The sequence below is a fragment of the Stutzerimonas sp. C6.4V genome, assembly GCF_058536345.1.
The window spans coordinates 944,377-960,617 of sequence record NZ_JBZUBM010000001.1 but is presented as its reverse complement, the minus strand read 5'-3'; the positions used below and the strand labels follow the sequence as shown (position 1 = coordinate 960,617).

22 protein-coding genes and 1 tRNA gene are annotated in these 16,241 nt (G+C 59.4%); 20 read left to right on the top strand and 3 right to left on the bottom strand.

The features are described 5' to 3' along the window. Nucleotides 1–70: 70 nt before the first annotated feature. The 5 genes from flgA to AC4LFW_RS04675 all read left to right on the top strand — a co-directional run bounded on the left by flgA (nt 71) and on the right by AC4LFW_RS04675 (nt 4,112). Nucleotides 71–826, top strand: coding sequence for a flagellar basal body P-ring formation chaperone FlgA (gene flgA, locus AC4LFW_RS04695; protein WP_491818052.1), 756 nt, complete (start codon nt 71–73; stop codon nt 824–826). 100 nt (nt 827–926) lie between these two features. Next, nucleotides 927–1,256 carry a flagellar biosynthesis anti-sigma factor FlgM gene (flgM, locus tag AC4LFW_RS04690; protein WP_491818051.1) on the top strand — a complete coding sequence of 110 codons (330 nt, stop codon included), beginning with the start codon at nt 927–929 and terminating at the stop codon, nt 1,254–1,256. 34 nt (nt 1,257–1,290) lie between these two features. Beyond that, nucleotides 1,291–1,761 (top strand): flagella synthesis protein FlgN, encoded by a 471-nt coding sequence (locus AC4LFW_RS04685; protein WP_491818050.1) that lies wholly within the window; start codon nt 1,291–1,293, stop codon nt 1,759–1,761. A gap of 73 nt (nt 1,762–1,834) precedes the next feature. Continuing rightward, entirely contained in the window at nt 1,835–2,584 is a 750-nt protein-coding gene (locus AC4LFW_RS04680) for a flagellar brake protein (RefSeq protein ID WP_491818049.1), read from the top strand. 316 nt (nt 2,585–2,900) lie between these two features. Then, nucleotides 2,901–4,112 carry a site-specific integrase gene (locus AC4LFW_RS04675; protein WP_491818048.1) on the top strand — a complete coding sequence of 404 codons (1,212 nt, stop codon included), beginning with the start codon at nt 2,901–2,903 and terminating at the stop codon, nt 4,110–4,112. Here the strand turns inward: AC4LFW_RS04675 and AC4LFW_RS04670 are convergent. Further along, nucleotides 4,105–4,779: a hypothetical protein gene (locus AC4LFW_RS04670; protein WP_491818047.1), complete on the bottom strand. Its 675-nt coding sequence runs from the start codon at nt 4,777–4,779 to the stop codon at nt 4,105–4,107. The genes AC4LFW_RS04675 and AC4LFW_RS04670 overlap by 8 nt on opposite strands. A 150-nt stretch (nt 4,780–4,929) precedes the next feature. Here AC4LFW_RS04670 and AC4LFW_RS04665 point away from each other — a divergent pair, with 150 nt between their 5' ends. The 13 genes from AC4LFW_RS04665 (at nt 4,930) to AC4LFW_RS04605 (ending at nt 13,255) form a co-directional block, all read left to right on the top strand. Then, nucleotides 4,930–5,130, top strand: coding sequence for a helix-turn-helix domain-containing protein (locus AC4LFW_RS04665; RefSeq protein WP_491818046.1), 201 nt, complete (start codon nt 4,930–4,932; stop codon nt 5,128–5,130). After that, the gene (locus tag AC4LFW_RS04660) at nt 5,127–5,267 is read left to right on the top strand and encodes a hypothetical protein (RefSeq protein ID WP_491818045.1); all 141 of its coding nucleotides are present in this window, start codon (nt 5,127–5,129) and stop codon (nt 5,265–5,267) included. The genes AC4LFW_RS04665 and AC4LFW_RS04660 overlap by 4 nt, the downstream gene beginning before the upstream one ends. 88 nt (nt 5,268–5,355) lie before the next feature. Then, nucleotides 5,356–5,604, top strand: a complete 249-nt coding sequence (locus tag AC4LFW_RS04655; RefSeq protein ID WP_491818044.1) for a helix-turn-helix domain-containing protein — start codon at nt 5,356–5,358, stop codon at nt 5,602–5,604. 60 nt (nt 5,605–5,664) lie between these two features. Further along, nucleotides 5,665–6,465, top strand: a complete 801-nt coding sequence (locus AC4LFW_RS04650) for a hypothetical protein (protein ID WP_491818043.1) — start codon at nt 5,665–5,667, stop codon at nt 6,463–6,465. A 121-nt stretch (nt 6,466–6,586) separates the two neighbouring features. Next, nucleotides 6,587–6,973 carry a hypothetical protein gene (locus AC4LFW_RS04645; RefSeq protein WP_491818042.1) on the top strand — a complete coding sequence of 129 codons (387 nt, stop codon included), beginning with the start codon at nt 6,587–6,589 and terminating at the stop codon, nt 6,971–6,973. 396 nt (nt 6,974–7,369) lie between these two features. Continuing rightward, on the top strand, nt 7,370–8,587 hold the full coding sequence (locus AC4LFW_RS04640) for a phage major capsid protein (RefSeq protein ID WP_491818041.1): 1,218 nt from the start codon (nt 7,370–7,372) through the stop codon (nt 8,585–8,587). Nucleotides 8,588–8,590: 3 nt separating this feature from the next. Then, entirely contained in the window at nt 8,591–9,109 is a 519-nt protein-coding gene (locus tag AC4LFW_RS04635; RefSeq protein ID WP_230485021.1) for an HK97 family phage prohead protease, read from the top strand. Further along, nucleotides 9,106–10,353, top strand: coding sequence for a phage portal protein (locus tag AC4LFW_RS04630; protein ID WP_491818040.1), 1,248 nt, complete (start codon nt 9,106–9,108; stop codon nt 10,351–10,353). The genes AC4LFW_RS04635 and AC4LFW_RS04630 overlap by 4 nt, the downstream gene beginning before the upstream one ends. After that, on the top strand, nt 10,350–10,700 hold the full coding sequence (locus tag AC4LFW_RS04625) for an HNH endonuclease signature motif containing protein (RefSeq protein WP_491818039.1): 351 nt from the start codon (nt 10,350–10,352) through the stop codon (nt 10,698–10,700). Before AC4LFW_RS04630 ends, AC4LFW_RS04625 begins: the two co-directional genes overlap by 4 nt. An 11-nt stretch (nt 10,701–10,711) precedes the next feature. Continuing rightward, nucleotides 10,712–11,173, top strand: a complete 462-nt coding sequence (locus AC4LFW_RS04620; RefSeq protein ID WP_491818038.1) for a TerS protein — start codon at nt 10,712–10,714, stop codon at nt 11,171–11,173. After that, nucleotides 11,170–12,666, top strand: coding sequence for a terminase large subunit (locus tag AC4LFW_RS04615; protein ID WP_491818037.1), 1,497 nt, complete (start codon nt 11,170–11,172; stop codon nt 12,664–12,666). Before AC4LFW_RS04620 ends, AC4LFW_RS04615 begins: the two co-directional genes overlap by 4 nt. Next, entirely contained in the window at nt 12,663–12,938 is a 276-nt protein-coding gene (locus AC4LFW_RS04610) for a head-tail connector protein (RefSeq protein ID WP_491818036.1), read from the top strand. The genes AC4LFW_RS04615 and AC4LFW_RS04610 overlap by 4 nt, the downstream gene beginning before the upstream one ends. After that, the gene (locus tag AC4LFW_RS04605) at nt 12,938–13,255 is read left to right on the top strand and encodes a phage head closure protein (RefSeq protein WP_491818035.1); all 318 of its coding nucleotides are present in this window, start codon (nt 12,938–12,940) and stop codon (nt 13,253–13,255) included. Before AC4LFW_RS04610 ends, AC4LFW_RS04605 begins: the two co-directional genes overlap by 1 nt. 302 nt (nt 13,256–13,557) lie before the next feature. Here the strand turns inward: AC4LFW_RS04605 and AC4LFW_RS04600 are convergent. Further along, a tRNA-Arg gene (locus AC4LFW_RS04600) sits at nt 13,558–13,634 on the bottom strand. A 536-nt stretch (nt 13,635–14,170) separates the two neighbouring features. Here AC4LFW_RS04600 and AC4LFW_RS04595 point away from each other — a divergent pair. After that, nucleotides 14,171–14,353, top strand: coding sequence for a PA3371 family protein (locus AC4LFW_RS04595; RefSeq protein WP_491818034.1), 183 nt, complete (start codon nt 14,171–14,173; stop codon nt 14,351–14,353). A gap of 207 nt (nt 14,354–14,560) precedes the next feature. Beyond that, nucleotides 14,561–14,887, top strand: coding sequence for an Arc family DNA-binding protein (locus AC4LFW_RS04590; RefSeq protein ID WP_491818033.1), 327 nt, complete (start codon nt 14,561–14,563; stop codon nt 14,885–14,887). A 214-nt stretch (nt 14,888–15,101) separates the two neighbouring features. Here the strand turns inward: AC4LFW_RS04590 and AC4LFW_RS04585 are convergent, their stop codons facing one another. After that, nucleotides 15,102–16,238: a sodium ion-translocating decarboxylase subunit beta gene (locus AC4LFW_RS04585; protein ID WP_491818032.1), complete on the bottom strand. Its 1,137-nt coding sequence runs from the start codon at nt 16,236–16,238 to the stop codon at nt 15,102–15,104. Nucleotides 16,239–16,241: the final 3 nt, after the last annotated feature.

Genomic DNA, 16,241 nt, shown 5'->3' with positions numbered 1-16,241 from the left:
TTCCTCTCGCTTGGTAGTGGGCACTCATGAATGTCGGAACCTACGGCACGGGCCTTGCTTCGGCATGATCATGAATAAAATATCGACTTATTTATGGCGTCCACGCTCTGCCCTGTGCGGAGCGCTACTTGTCGTACTGGTTCTGTCAGGGACGGGCCAACTGGCCGAAGCCAGAACCATGACCCGACCTGAACAGCTTATCGACGTCACCCACAACTTTCTTGAGCGGGAAGTGACCGAATATTTGCAGCGTAGCCAAATTCAGGCTCGCCATGAAGTCGAGGTGAACCGACTCGACCCACGCCTGCGTCTGGCGCAGTGCAGCAGCCCGCTCACGACCCGGCTGGAGAGCCCGGCGCAACCTATAGGCAGAGCAACGGTCCGTGTCAGCTGCGAGGGCTCTACCCCCTGGTCGGTATTCGTACCCGCTCAGGTGCACCTGTTTCGTGAGGTGGTGGTCGCCCGCCGTCCTCTCAAGCGCGAGAGCGTGATCGCGGAGGGTGACGTCACGCTCGCCGAGCGGGACGTCAGCCTGCTGACGCAGGGTTATCTGACCGCACTCGACCAGGCGCTCGGTAACAAGCTGACACGCAGCACCCTGCCCGATCAGGTTTTGCCGCCCAGCTCCATTACCCTTGCAGAGGTCATACGCAAAGGGGATCAGGTTGTGATCAGCGCGAAAAACTCGACAATAAATGTAAGAATGCCCGGCGAGGCCCTAACCGACGGTGCGCTCGGCAGCCAGATTCGTGTCAAGAATCAACGATCCGGCAGAGTGGTGAAAGCCAGGGTCACAGGTCCCGGCCAGGTCGAAGTAAACATGTAGCGCTGCAGCCCCTCGAAAGCCATCGCTCAAAAAGAGCTAAAGTTCCTATAAGCTTTGCCGAAAAGCAGGCAAGCGTCCTGACTTATTCGAGGTCTCCATCATGGTTATCGATTTCAACCGACCGAACGGTGCGGTTACTCCACCCACAAGCGGGCGCAACAATGGCGTCCAGAATGCTGATCGGGCTCCCGCTCAACAGGCACCGGCAGAGCCGACCAAGAATGCCAGCAGTGCCTCAAGCCAGGGTGAAAGTGTACAGCTGAGCCCGGAAGCGCAGCGGCTCCAGCAAGCGACCGACAAGATGAACCAACAGCCGTCTGTTGATTCGGAGCGCGTTGCAGCCATCAAACAGGCCATCGCCGACGGGAGCTACCAGGTAGACAGTCAGCGCGTAGCCTCCAAACTGCTCGCATTCGAAAACCAGCGCTGATTCCGATTGACGCTCATCGCTCCCAGAGGTCGACATGCAAGATACCGATTTGCTTCAGCAGCTCATTGAGGACATCGGCACGGCCCAGAGACTTCTTGAGCTTACTGACGCTGAATACCAGTCACTTGCCGAACGCGACCTCGCCAACCTGGAACAGCTACTGACCCAAAAACAGGCGCTCCTGGCACTGCTTGGGCAACACGGTTCTCTTCGCAGCCAGGCTCTCATCAGGGCCGGTCTCAATGCCGACCGAACCGGCCTTCAATCGTTTGCCGCCAGCTCAGCAGCCGGCGCGGACATCCTGAAGCAAGCAGAACGACTCGATACGATCCTCGATGCGTGCCGAAGCGCCAACGAGCGCAATGGCAAGCTCATAAGAGCCAACCAGCGTGCCGTTGGCAGCATGTTGCAGATACTGCAGAGCAGCAACCAGACACCCGGGCTTTATGACCGCCGGGGTGCGGCAGCCAAGAGCAGCTACCATCGACCGCTCAGTCAGGCGTAACGCCGGGAGTCGGCATTCTGGCAGAGTGCTATCATGCGCCTGAGTTTCGTTACCTGGCGGAGATCCAAGCAACGTGTCTAATCTTTTTGCCGAGGAACACGGGCCCCAGCCGCCCCAGATCCTCAGAACCGCAACGGAGGTTTTTTCCAACCTCCGTCCTCTTCTGGAAAATCGGACATCCCTTCAGATTCGCTTTACCGAGCGCAATCAGCGCTATCAGACCTTTCTCGTCGACATCAACCGTGAAAAGGGATGGATAGCCTTTGACGAGCTGATACCGAACGATGGCGAGCGGCTGCTGATGGCAGGCGAGACCTTTCACATCGAAGGCTTCTACGAGGGCGTGCGCATCGCATGGAGCAATGATCATCCCGTCCATCCTGGCGAACTGGACGACGCGCGCTGCTACTGGGCGCCATTGCCTACGGAAATCCTGTACCACCAGCGGCGCAACGCTTACCGCGCCCAGCTCTTTGGCCAACCCGCCGGTGCCGAGCTCAACGGCAAAGCCATCAAGACGCCGCTGGAGGGCAAGCTACTTGATATGTCTGCTACCGGCTGCAAGGTGAGCTTCAGCGGCGACGTGCAGAGTCGCCTGCAAACAGGACAGGTCTATGAGCAACTCACCGCCAGGCTCCCCTTTGGCGACATCACCACGGCGGTGGAAGTGCGACACGTCGTATTCGACGAAAAGCTATGCACGACGTTCTGCGGAATGCGTTTTCATCGTCTGGCTGGCTTGACGCAACGTCAGATCGAACGATTCGTCTACCAACTGCAACGCGAGGCACGCCGCGACCAGGCTGCCGACCGGTTCAGCTAAGTCCGGATATTCAAGATTGATGTCGCGCCGATGCGGTCTGCATCGGAGCAAAAATACGCCGCCGGGCCAGATAGCGCGAACAGCGCATCCGATACAGCCAGTAGAGTAGACAGCGACGGGGGTTAGACCCCTGCCGCTGAAGAGGCTGGTGTCCCAGGCGAGGTTCGAACTCACAACCTTCCCCTTAGGAGGGGCAGCCAAGCCCCTTGCAGATCAAGCACTTACCTTGTAAATCAAGCAGTTAGCGTCCCGTTGCATCCGGTAAACCAGCCCCGTATAGTCGCTTTTGCACCCACACTGCACCCATGGGGACACCGTGCGAGAGAAGCTGACGGCGCGCCGACTGAACAGCCTGGAAGTCACCGGCAAGGAATACGAAGTCCACGATACCACCGTGCCCGGCCTGTTTGTGCGCGTGACGGCGGCCGGGGCAAAGTCCTACGTTGTGACCTGGGCGCGTGGCCGCAAGAAGGCGCTCGGCCGTGTCGGCATCCTGACACTTGAGCAGGCCCGCGAAGAGGCTCTGCAATACCTGAACGAAGCCCGCAAGCACGGCGAGCCGCTGGCAGTCACCCAGGGCCGGCGAGGTGCTCGCACCCCTACCCTGCGCCAGTTCATCGACGACCACTATATGCCGTGGTTCAAGGCCCACCATAAAGGCCACGAGAAGACGCTACACACGCTCGACACTAGCTTCGAGCCGATCATGCATAGCCGCCTCGATGAGATAACCGGCCGCGACCTTGAGCAGATCCGCACCGCCTGGCTGAACGGCGGCAACAAGCCGGCCACCGCCAACCGCAAGATGGGCAGCATCAGCGGAGTATTCAGCCGCGCCGTGGAATGGGCTTATCTGCCCGCCTCGCCCCTGGAGAAGGTCAAGCAACTGAAGGTCGATTCGATCGGCCGCATCCGTTACCTGTCGAAGGACGAAGCCAAGGCCCTCAGGGACGCGCTAGACGCACGTGAGGAGCGAATCAGGACAGAGCGTGACAGCGCGAACGAATGGCGCTCAAAACGCGGCAGAGAGGCCTTGCCAGACCTTCGCGCCCTCGCCTTCGCCGATCACCTGAAGCCCATGGTTCTGCTATCGCTCAATACCGGAATGAGGCGCGGCGAACTCTTCAACCTGCGCTGGCATCACGCGAACCTGCAAGCTAAAACCCTGACGGTAGCCGGGGAAGGCGCCAAGACCAGCGAGACACGGCACATACCGTTGAACGCCGAAGCGCTGGCCACGCTGCAAGGATGGTACGACCAGGCGAGCGGTACCGGCTACATCTTCCCGGGCGAGGACGACAAGCCGATGACGGACGTGAAAACCGCCTGGCTGGAGCTGCTGAAGAACGCCGGCATCGTCGGTTTCCGCTGGCACGATATGCGCCACGACTTCGCATCGCGGCTGGTGATGGCTGGCGTACCGCTGAACACGGTGCGCGATCTGCTGGGGCACGCGGATATCAAGATGACGCTGCGCTATGCCCACCTTGCACCGGATAGCAAGGCGGCGGCTGTGGGTCTTATATGAGAGTCTTCGGATCGATTTTCATCAGAATCGTCTTAAGACTGCCTGTTAAGTTTCTCAGCGCCTCGTTTTCCCGGCGCAACTGGTCGTTTTCTAGAGCAAGATCCTGAAGGTATCCAGCGGAATCTTGGAGAGCCTGCGCTTTTCTTTCTTCCATCTCTAAGGGAGTGGGCAATCCAACGTCCTCGTATGACACCTGAACAATCCCGCCCTCGGTCCGAACCCTTTCTACGAGCGTATCCCAATACTTTGATACGACCTCGAGCCTCGCGTTCTGCCAAGGGCTTGCTTCGGTAACAACCCGAGGTGTGAACCGCCAAAACGGTGGGGAAAGACGAATAGACTCCCAAATAAGCCCTTCCTCAAAAGTCAAAAGGCTCGGACACTCAAAAGCAAGACGCATCAGTCTGGTCGCTTCATCCGAGGACCAGAGCCTCTCCTTCACGGCATCCAAAACGCTTTCAGGCTTCCCTTGGTGACCTTCAACCAAGAAGTCGACCGGCATCTTCACATCGTTTAGAGCTCTCTCGACAGCCCATTCCACTACGCCGGTTACGGTGCGCTTCTGCACACGTGCCGCTAAGTCGATCCCATATTTGATTCTTGGATCGATTCTCAGCGATACGCTTACCGTCGCTGCTTGGTCTGCTGTTTTCTTCGGCCTTGCCATAGATTGCTCCTTTGAACGCAAAGACTGGCTCTGAACGCACCCGCTGTCAAATGTACGATTGAGTTTCGTGCAGTAATTGCTTGCAGTAACCGGATTTGCGTTCTAGGATTCGCCTCACTGGCCACAACCTCCGGCCAGATGGAGAAGACCATGAGCCAACCCGCAACGCTGCAACCCCTCGCTGTCGGCCCTGAAGACGCCGCCCGCGCATCTGGCACCACCCGTTCCGCCGTCTATGAAGCCATTGCCCGAGGCGACCTAATTTCCTTTAAGGCAGGCAAGCGCCGCCTGATTCTCGTCGAGGAGCTGCGCGCCTGGCTGAATCGGATGGCAAAGGAGAACGCCCGGTGAACACCGAAACGCTGAAGGTGAAACTGATTGGTAAGGCCGGCGCCGTGCTGGGCTGGCTGCACCTGCCAGGGACCGCCAAGCTGGCGGATCTCGAACAGCTCCGGAATCTCGGAGCGCATCGACTGGAGGTTGTATGAGAAGAGAGCCACAAAAGAGGCCCAAGGCAGAGCTGCAACTCTGCCAAGGGCAACAGCACATTGGTCGCTACCAAGTGAGGGCTGAACTATGACATTTCACTCTGCCAGCGCGCAAGACAATCGGATGTTGACGGCCCTTAGAACAGGACCAGTCACGAGCCTAGAAGCATCAGGCGGCCTCGACATTGTCCACCCGCCAAGTTCAATACGCCGGCTTCGTCGCCAAGGCTATGACATCCGCACGGAGTGGGTTTATCAGGCCATCGAGCCGGGTCGCCCGCCGCACCGAGTTGGGCGATACGTGCTTATCGCGGAACCGGCCCGCATAGCGGCTTAAAGGATCTGGCGGGGCCTTGCCTCGCCAGCTTCTAGTCCGAGCGTTCAACTGAGACAGGCTATGACACATCAAGCCCGTTACTTATTGAGTCGCGGCGACCAGCTTCGCGTTGAGATGGGGCGATTGATCATCGATTCGGCGAGCGGCCTGCCCGTTCCTGCTGATTGGATGGATGCAAACCGGCTCAACCTGTGCCGGGAAATTCTATCCGCTGCAGGCACGGACGCGTTCGAATACCTGGGTTATCAGACAGGGAACTACGGACGACACAAAGCCGGGGGGATAACCCTTCAATTTGTTTCTGTGATGACCGGGCAAAGCGCCTACGCGATCTTCAATGCAGACCTAACCAGGCAGCGCACCGTTGCTGGAAAGGTGGCTGGCACGCCATTGCCGAAGGGTCAGTTTCGGGTGGGAAAGCGAAGCCATTTCTATGCGCTCTGGCTTTCAACAGGCTTGGCGCTACCTAAGCGGATCTCATCATTTCACGACTACATGGGGAAACTGAGAGGGATCTTGTTCGCAGCCGAGATCGAAGGCGAACGGATAAATGCCGGCTCGCTGAAGCCGATTTGCCTATCTGCCGACGCAGTAATCAGAGCCGTTATGCCGGACAACTACCGGACAACATCCAGACAACTCCCGGACAACTGCCGGACAATTCGACCGGACAAGGAAACCCCGCTAAGCCAGACCAGCCGGGGCTTTCAGCCGGTTCTAACTACGGGACAAACGAACCACGGTAAAACGGTAATAAGGGAGTGCGGTAACACGGGAATGCCTTCTCTTCATCCTTTGTCTGATCTTAAAGGCCAGACGGTGGATGAATGGCTTGCCGAGTACGAGGCTGCGGCTAGCTGACATTTGAGCAACCGACAGCCGGCCTCAAGTAACCACATCGCCAACACGATAACCACGCAAACCATGCGGCTGTTCGGAACCTGGGGAGGGACCGCAGCCGCAGCTCAAGGAGTGACAACCAATGACTCAACAATCATTCGCGGATCGCATCGGGCAGCCTCGGACGAACGCCGAAATACTCGCCCAAGCCGGCATCGAGGTCGGGCAAGTGCTGTACAGCGTCACGGTGCGGTTTCCTGACGGCGGACTGGCTCAGCAATTCCCCGGCCTGATCGTGTGCGGGCTTGCTATCGAGATGATGGAGCGGCTGCGCGACGAATACCCAGAAGCCCGCGTGAACATCATTCGATATGGTGTAGGCATCGAGAATCGGGCAGAGGCAGAGGCGCTAACCGAAAGGACGAAGGAAACCATCATCAAGGCCCGCGACCGAGAGTATTCCGGACGCGCATTGCTGCAAGCATTGGAGTTCTGGACGCCGACCGAAAGCAGCGCCCCGGCACACTGACCAGCCCAAGCCACCAGACCCCGCCACCGAGCGGGGTTTTTAATGCGCTCAGAACTGAGCACGTTTCGTGCACCAAGCGTTCAGCGATCGTTCAACACCTGTTCAGCGACCGTTGAAACCCAACCCTAACCGGCTGGGTTACTGCTGGGTTTCCACTGTGTAGAAATCAACACACTGTGTCGTTTTCAACACGCGAGACAGACCAACAGGGCCGACTCAGACCAAATCGTCTCACTGAGACCAAATCGTCTCACTCGCAGACGGAATAAATCCCGGAATGAGGAAGGTTTCCACCCGCTACACCACCAAGGCGCAGCCTGTCAACCGAATGATTGATATGGTATAACATTACATGTAGACTAGATGGGCATATCCCAACTCGATAGGTATCGACGTATGAAGATTTCCGCCCTACGCGAGCAGCGCTCCGCCAAGGTCGCCGCCATGAAAACCCTGGTAGATGCCGCAGCCGCAGAAGGCCGCGATCTGTCTGCCGACGAAACCAAGCAATTCGACACCCTCAAGACCGAAGAACGCGCCCTGTCCGCTCAGATCGAACGCGCCGAGCACCTGGCCGACTGTGAGCGCCGCGCCGCTGGCACTCCGGTATCGGGCGCACCCTCTGCCGACTTCGACCGCCTGGCGGGTTCTGTAAGCGTCACCCGCGTGATTCGCGCTCAGATGGAAGGCCGCAGCCTGGACGGCGCCGAAGCTGAATATGCCCGCGAAGCTGAACGCCGCAGTGGCCGCAAAGCCGAGGGCGCCTTCGTACCCTTCGCCAGCCTGGAGAAGCGCGCCAACACCACCGCGACCGCTCCCGAGCTGGTAGCCAATGACCACCGCGCCGATTTGTATGTCGGACCTTTGCGCGAAGCCCTGCTGGCTCGTTCGCTGGGCATCCGTGTGATGACCGGCCTGCGTGGCAACGTGAGCATTCCGAAGTTCGGCAGCGGCCTCGAAACCGGCTGGGTTACTGAAGGCTCCGCAGTACCCGAGGCCCAAATGAGCTTCGACCAAATCACGCTGACCCCGAAGCACGTCGGCGGTAAGACTGAGATGAGCCGCCAGCTCATTCAGCAGAGCGCCCCGGCTATCGAACAACTGGTCCGCGAGGATCTGTCCGCTCTGATCGCCAAGCAGATCGACGCCGCGATCATCAACGGTTCGGGCCTCAATGGTCAGCCGCTGGGCATCCTGAATACCGTGGGCATCCAAGCTGCCGGCGACATTCCGACCACCTGGGCGCAAGTCCTGGCGATGCTCGAAAAGATGGACGACGTGGATATCCAGAACGGTCGCTGGCTGACCACTGCCGCGATCCGTACCGCCCTGGCTGCTGCTGAGAAGGTCGCAGGCTCCGGTAGCGGCTTCTTGTATGACGGCGGAGCAATGGCTGGCCTGTCCCTGGCGGCGAGCAAGAGCGTGCCGGCCGGCAAGCTGATCCTGGGCGACTTCTCGCAAGTCATGCTGGGCGTCTGGAGCGAGATCGACATTCTGGCCAATGCTTGGGCCGAACCCGCGTACAGCCGAGGCGGCATTCAGGTCCGCGCAATGGCCACCGTAGACACCGCCGTGCGCCACCCGCAAGGCTTCGTCGTAGCGACCGAGGTCTAAGCAATGGAACGGCGCGCAAGCAATGGGCTGAAGCCTGACGGACGCAAGCTGACCGGCTATGCCGCTCGGTTCAACTCTGAGACGGACCTGGGCGAGTTTGTGGAAGTCATCCGCCCCGGTGCCTTCACCCGGACGCTTGCCGCCGCTTCTGCTGGAAACATCCGGGCGATTTACGAGCATGACGGCAAGTCGCTGCTCGGTCGCCTGGGTGCCGGCACTCTGCGACTCTCCGAAGATTCCGAAGGTCTGGCGTTCGAGCTAGACCTTCCTGATACCACCCTTGGCCGGGATCTGGCCGAGCTGGTGAAACGTGGCGACGTGGCCGGCTGTTCGTTCGGGTTCCTGCCTGTCCGTGACACCTGGGCCGAAGGCGCGAAGCCCGTCCGCGAATTGCGCGACGTGGATCTGTTCGAGATAACAATCACCGCAAATCCGGCCTATGACGCAACCAGCGTCCAAGTTCGTTCTAAATTGCCGCGCTCGATTCGCCTGGCCCGTAAATACCTGGAGGCCATCGAATGAGCCTTATTCAACGCCTGTTCAAACGATCCAGCCCCGAGCCGACCACCCCGGCTTATGACACCTATTACGACCGCCTGAACGGCTTTGGTGGCGTGGCTGGCGTGGACGTGAACACCACGACCGCCGAAGGTATCAGCGCCGTGTATGCGTGCGTGGCCGCTATCAGTGAGACGGTCGGAAGCCTGCCGCTCGACGTGTATCGCAACACCGACAACGGACGCGAGAAGGCCAAGACGTACCCGCTGTACCGCCTGCTGCACGACGCGCCGAACAACTACCAGACCGCCCTGGAGTTCCGCGAGCAGATGCAGCGTCACGTCCTGCTGCGTGGTAACGCCTATGCGGAGATCGTGTGGAACCCGAACGGCTCAGTGAAAGCCCTGCTGCCAATGCACCCGGATAGCGTCACGGTGCTGCGCTCGAGCCTGGGCAATCTGGTCTATGACCACGCGGACGGCAAAGGCAATCAGCGCCGCCTGCTGGCAGATGAAGTCCTGCACCTGCGTTACCACTCGGACGATGGGATCCTCGGACGCTCACCGATTCAGGTAGCCCGCGACACTATCGGCCTTGCCCTGGCAGAGCGTACCCACGGCGCGAAGATGTTCGAGCACGGTACGCGGCTATCAGGCGTTATCGAGACACCACCCGGTACCACGAAAGAACAGGCAGGCCAGATCCGCGATAGCTGGGCTGCTGGTCAGTCCGGTGTGAGCAACCACGGCAAGACCGCTGTGCTACCGCAAGGCGCGACGTTTAAGACCGTGAGCATGACGCTTGAGGATGCCGAGTGGATCGAAGCCCGGCGCCTGTCCATCGTCGAGACTGCCCGCCTGTTCCGCGTACCGCCTGTGATGATCGGCGACATGGAGGCAGCCAACTATTCAAACGTGGTGGAGCTCGCCCGGTTCTTCGTGACCAACACCCTGCGCCGTCATCTCGTTATGTGGGAGCAGGCAGTGAACCGCGCTTGCATCACCAACCCCGCGTTCTTCGTGGAGCACAACGTTGAAGGTCTGCTGCGTGGCGACAGCCTTGCCCGGGCGAACTTCTATCAGCGCGGTATCGAAGACGGCTGGATGCTCAAGTCCGAGGTGCGCCGCATTGAGAACCTGCCAGCTATCGAAGGAATCGACGATGCGAAAACTCAAGATGCAGCGCCTGCCGCTGGAAGACCGAATGCTGGGGACGCCACTGGACGAGTGGAAGAAGAACCAGGCCAAGCAAAAGGGGCAGCGGCATGAAGAAGAAACGCAAGCTCAGCCTGAGCAGCAGCGCCTGGAGGCGTCTCCGCGCTGAGGTGCTGGCCAGTGAGCCGCTCTGCCGTATGTGTACAGCGCGTGGTCTGGTAGTGCCAGCAACTGACGTGGATCACATCGTGGACAGCCGCGACGACTTCACCGACGACAACAGCCGGGAGAATTTGCAGCCGCTCTGCCATGAATGCCACTCGCTCAAGACAGCCGCGTCGATGGGCAAGGGCGTGTCGTGGGGCTGCGACGTGAAAGGCAATCCGCTCGACCCGGATCACCCTTGGAATAAATCACCAGCAACCGCCGCAGACAAGACCGCTCGGTCCCTGCTCTTTTAACGCTAAGTGCCATGAAAACCACCCCACGCCGCCCCCGCTCAGACAGCGCCAGAGCCGCCATAGCAGCCGCTCAGGCCGTTGCGCTTGGACCTATAGCGCCGCCTGCGTTTGTGCGCGTAGGCAAGCAGGCTAGGCCGTTCTGGGACGCCATCGTGACCGCTCGCCCGCGTGACACCTGGACCGATGCTGACCTGATCCTGGCCGGGAGCCTGGCACGCGCCTATGCCGATATCGAGGCGCTGCAAGATGCCATCGACAATGACGGGCTGCTGGTGGACGGCAAGCCGAACCCGGCCTGTGACCTGCTGGACAAGATGACCCGCCGCGCCCTGGCGACTGGCCGGCAGTTGAAGGTGGACACCATCGCTACCGTGGGCAAGGCGCAGAACATCCCGAAAGGTGCCGCCCTGGAGCGTGACGCCCGCGCGCAGCTCGACGATGACCTGATTCCTACCTTGGCGACGATGCAATGAGCCGCGCCGAGAAGATCATTCAGTTTGTCGAACGCTACTGCGTGACGCCGGAAGGTGCGGACGTGGGCAAGCCGCTGCTGCTGGCCGAGTTTCAGAAACAGTTCATCCGGGACGTGTACGACAACCCCCACGGCACCCGGCGCGCCCTGTTCTCGTGTGGAAGGAAGAACGGAAAATCCGGACTTATCGGCGCTCTGATCCTCGCCCATCTGGTCGGGCCTGAAGCCAAGCAGAACAGCCAACTGGTATCGGGAGCCATGAGTCGTGACCAAAGCGCATTGGTGTTCCGCCTCGCATCGCAGATGGTCATGCAGTCGCCGGCCTTGTCGAAGATCGTCCGCATCGTGCCGAGTGGTAAGCGCCTGATCGGCCTGCCGCTGAATACTGAGTTTCGCGCCCTTGCGGCTGACGGCAAGACGGCGCACGGCCTGTCACCTGTGCTCGTGGTTGGGGACGAATGGGGGCAGGTACGCGGGCCGCAGTCTGACTTTATCGACGCCCTGCTGACCGCATCTGGAGCGCACGCCAACCCGCTGCAAATCATCATCAGCACGCAAGCGGCCTCCGACTCGGATTGGCTTTCGATCCAGCTGGACGACGCCAAACGCTCGAAAGATCCGCGCATCGTCTGCCACCTGTACACCGCGCCCAAGGGCTGCGACCTGCTGGATGAAGATGCCTGGAAAGCCGCCAACCCGGCGCTGGGCCTGTTCCGCTCCGAGGACGATCTACGCGAGCAGATGCAGCAAGCCGCCCGTATGCCCTCAATGTCCAATACGGCGAGAAATCTACTACTCAATTTGCGCGTGAGCCTGGACAGCCCGTTCATATCGCCTGACGTGTGGGCAGCTTGTGGCGCTGAGCCTGAGCCGTTTGACGGGCCTGTCTATGCCGGCCTCGACTTGTCCGCCCGTACCGACCTGACGGCGCTTGTGCTGATCGGCAAAACCGATGGGGTCTGGCAGGTTCGTCCGTATTTCTGGACGCCGGAACAGGGCTTGTTCGACCGGGCCAAGAAGGACCGCGCCCCGTATGACCAGTGGGCCGCCGAAGGCTATCTGCGCACGACACCCGGCGCGACGGTGGACTATGAGTTCGTGGCCGCAGAGATGGCCGAGATCCTGGCAGACGTGGACATTCAGGCAGTCGCCTTCGACCGCTGGCGGATGGACATATTCAAGAAAGAGCTGGAACGCCTGGGCCTCGACTTGCCGCTAGTGCCGTTCGGGCAGGGCTTCAAGGATATGGCCCCGGCACTCGACGCCCTGGAAGCCGAGCTGCTGAACGAACGCATCGCCCACGGCAACCACCCGGTTCTGAGTATGTGCGCCGCAAATGCCGTCGCCACCAAAGACCCTAGCGGGGGGCGCAAATTGGACAAGTCCCGCCGCACTGGCCGCATCGACGGCCTGCAAGCACTGGCAATGGCAATGGGCGCCGCCCAAGCCGCAGCCGCCCCCATTGAGATTGATACCGAGGTGTTTTTCGTATGATTACCGTGACCGAAGCCAAGCAACACTTGCGCGTCATGCACGGCCTGGAAGACGGGCTGATTCAGTTGTACCTGGACGCTGCGACCCGGCACGTCGAGGAATACCTGGGCGACGATCTGCCCGATCCGATGCCGGAACCCATACAAGCCGCCGTCCTGCTGCTGACTGCTGACCTGTACGTCAACCGTGAGCGCCAAGCCGACCGCATCCTGTACGAGAGCACGGCCTATACGCTGCTGCTGGCTCCCTATCGCACGATGGCGGTGCTGTGATGCGAATTGGACGCCGACGCCACCCGCTGGAACTCCAAAAGCTGACCCGCGTTTCGGATGGTATGGGGGGCTGGCAAGAAGGCTGGTCAACCATCGCGACCGAATGGGCCGCAGTCGATAGCGTGTCGGGCGATGAATACTTTTCCGCCGCTCAGTTGCAGACCTTGCTTAGCGCGAAGGTGACGATGCCGTACCGGGCCGACCTGACGACCGAGTGGCGGCTGATCTACCACGGCAAGCAGTACAACGTGAAAGCCATCCTGCCGAACAACGATATGTCCGAGATGACCCTGCTTTGTGAGGTCACGAAACTCTGATTCACCCCGCAGCCTGGGCGGCCTACGGGATAGCCAGGACGTGGATTAGACGGCGAGTGCCACGGTTCATGCAAAACCCCGTCACGCTGTGCGGCCTGAATCCTTAGAGTTTTCTCCGGGGCCGGCGACAGCAAACACCATCTAGCCGGCGAGAGGCTGCGCTAGATCCGACCAGAGTGATTCTGGAAGGGGGGGGACCGCCCCGTTATGCTTCGCGCTGACGGGGCTTTCTTTTGCACCCACATTGCACCCATGGGCGCAGTGTTCAAGAAGGTGAAAAGTGCTGGAAGGCGCGGAATATATGGCGTCCCAGGCGAGGTTCGAACTCACAACCTTCCCCTTAGGAGGGGGATGCTCTATCCAATTGAGCTACTGGGACGGGTGCGGGCAGCATCTTAGCGGCACTCGTTACGTTTGTCATGCAGACCAAGCTGATCCAGCCTGGATTGGCGGAGCTCTAACCGCTTAACAGGAAAAGATCTGCATGGCTCGGAGAGATTGCATATTGCACGAGCCATTGAAGCGCCATCTTGCAAAGCGCAATGCTGAAGGCAAGCGCATCGCTATAAGTCTTTGTTTTATAAGTACTTTTTATTGATTAAAGCTGGCACGCCATATGCTCTCAAGTAAGCTATCAACTTACGCGAAGGAGACGCCTATGCCACGCCTAGCCTACTTGCTTGGCCCCGCCATATTGGGCGCTGTTGCATTGCAACTTCAGGACTTAAGACCGGTTATGGAAACCTCGCAGCCCGCGGCAGTACCGAGTGTTGAAACCTATAGCATGGTCCAACGCCTGAATTCACCAGCACCAATCAATAGCAGCCTCGACACCTTGTTGCCGGCGCAGCCTCAGCGTTGGGTTTTTTAAGACTGTTACCTGCCATCAGGGTTCTATCAGGGAGATGAACGGCAATGTCTCATTCAAGTTTGGTGTTACTGGTCCTTTGCGTAGCCTGTGGATTGGCAAGCGTAAGCGCTGACCTCAGCGGTTCCTGGGAACTGGCAGCCAAGGTAGCAGCTAGCGTGTTCGGCCTGATGCTTGTTGGCTCGCTGCTTATAGGCAAGCGGATCAAGTTCGATCCAATTTTGCGCTAATAGACCCAAAAGACCGGTATTGGGTCACAATAAAGGCACCGTGACATCACGGGACCTTTACACCTCATTTTCGCGCCTTATAATTGGCGCCATCAAACCGCCGGTATCTTTTAAGCAGGTCGCGGAACAGGCGACCCTGTTCGGTTGTCAGACCGGTGACTAGAACGGCAATAAGCCACCATCGCCCACCTGACTATCCGGTTAACTATGCGCCCTATGAAGCAGGCAGTTTATTCCAGCCGTACGGCTGACAAATTCGTGGTTCGGCTCCCCGATGGCATGCGTGAACGCATTGCTGAGGTCGCACGCAACCATCACCGCAGCATGAATTCCGAGATAATCGCTCGCCTCGAGCAGAGCCTTCTACAAGAAGGTGCACTGGACGATGACCTGAACATGCGCCTGGATAGCCCTGAACTGACGTTGCATGAGCGCGAGCTGCTCCAGCGATTCCGTCAGCTTGCTCATCGCCAGCAGAACGCACTCATTGCGCTTATTGCGCAGGATACCGAAGCACCGAAAGAAGAGGAGTGATTCTCCCCTGAGGCCTGCAGCCTGCGCTTGAGCGCCAATGCCCGAGCCCCAGGGCGTTTGCGTACCAAGGTCGAGCGGCCTGCTCCGCCAAGGAGCTATCAGCTCCGTCTATCTTTCCTGTTTCGTAGCGTTTGATACAACAATGCCCGCTTTCGCTATGCGGGCATTGTTGTATTTACAGCTCGCTGGCCTAGCCAGGTCTTATCCGAAGGGTTCAGCCTACAAAATTAAGCAGAATCCCGGCGGCCACCGCTGAACCGATCACACCCGCCACGTTTGGCCCCATCGCATGCATCAGCAGGAAATTCTGGGGGTTGGCCTCGAGACCTACCTTGTTCGATACGCGGGCAGCCATGGGCACGGCTGATACACCCGCTGCGCCGATCAAGGGATTGATCTTGTTGTGACTGAACAGGTTCATGACTTTCGCCATCAGTACGCCAGCAGCCGTACCTCCGCAGAACGCAACCATACCAAGAACCAGGATTCCCAGCGTCTTCATCTGCAAGAAGGCGTCGGCAGAAAGCTTGGAACCTACAGTCAGACCGAGCGCGATGGTGACGATGTTGATCAGCGCATTTCGAGTCGTGTCGGCCAGGCGATCGACTACCCCGCACTCGCGCAGCAGGTTGCCGAATGCAAACATGCCCACCAGCGGTGCAGCATCTGGAAGAAGCATGCCGATAAGCAACGCCAACATGAGAGGAAACACGATTTTCTCAACCTGTCCTACATGGCGAAGCTGCTTCATAACGATGGAGCGCTCTTCCTTGCTGGTCAGCGCGCGCATGATGGGCGGCTGGATCAACGGGACCAGCGCCATGTACGAGTAAGCCGCCACAGCAATCGGACCGAGCAGATGCGGAGCGAGCTTGGCCGTAACAAAGATGGATGTAGGGCCGTCAGCCCCTCCGATGATTGCTATCGACGCCGCTTCGCGCATCGTGAATTCCATCCCCGGTATTCCTGCCGCAGCCAGGGCCAACGCGCCGAGCAGCGTTGCGAAGATTCCGAACTGAGCAGCAGCGCCGAGCAAAAGCGTCTTGGGGTTTGCGAGCATGGGACCGAAATCGGTCATTGCCCCCACGCCCATGAAGATCAGCAGCGGAAAGACGCTGGTTGGAAGACCCACCTCATAGAAAAGATGCAGAACGCCCGCACCCTCAGCCATGTTGGCGACAGGAATGTTGGCCAGCAACCCGCCAAAGCCAATCGGGATCAGCAGCAACGGCTCGAAGCCTTTGCGGATTGCCAGATAGATGAGCGCCAGGCACACCACCATCATCAGGAGCTGTCCCGGCTCCAGATGATACAAGCCGGTGCTGTGCCAGAGCGTTAGCAACTTATCCATGTA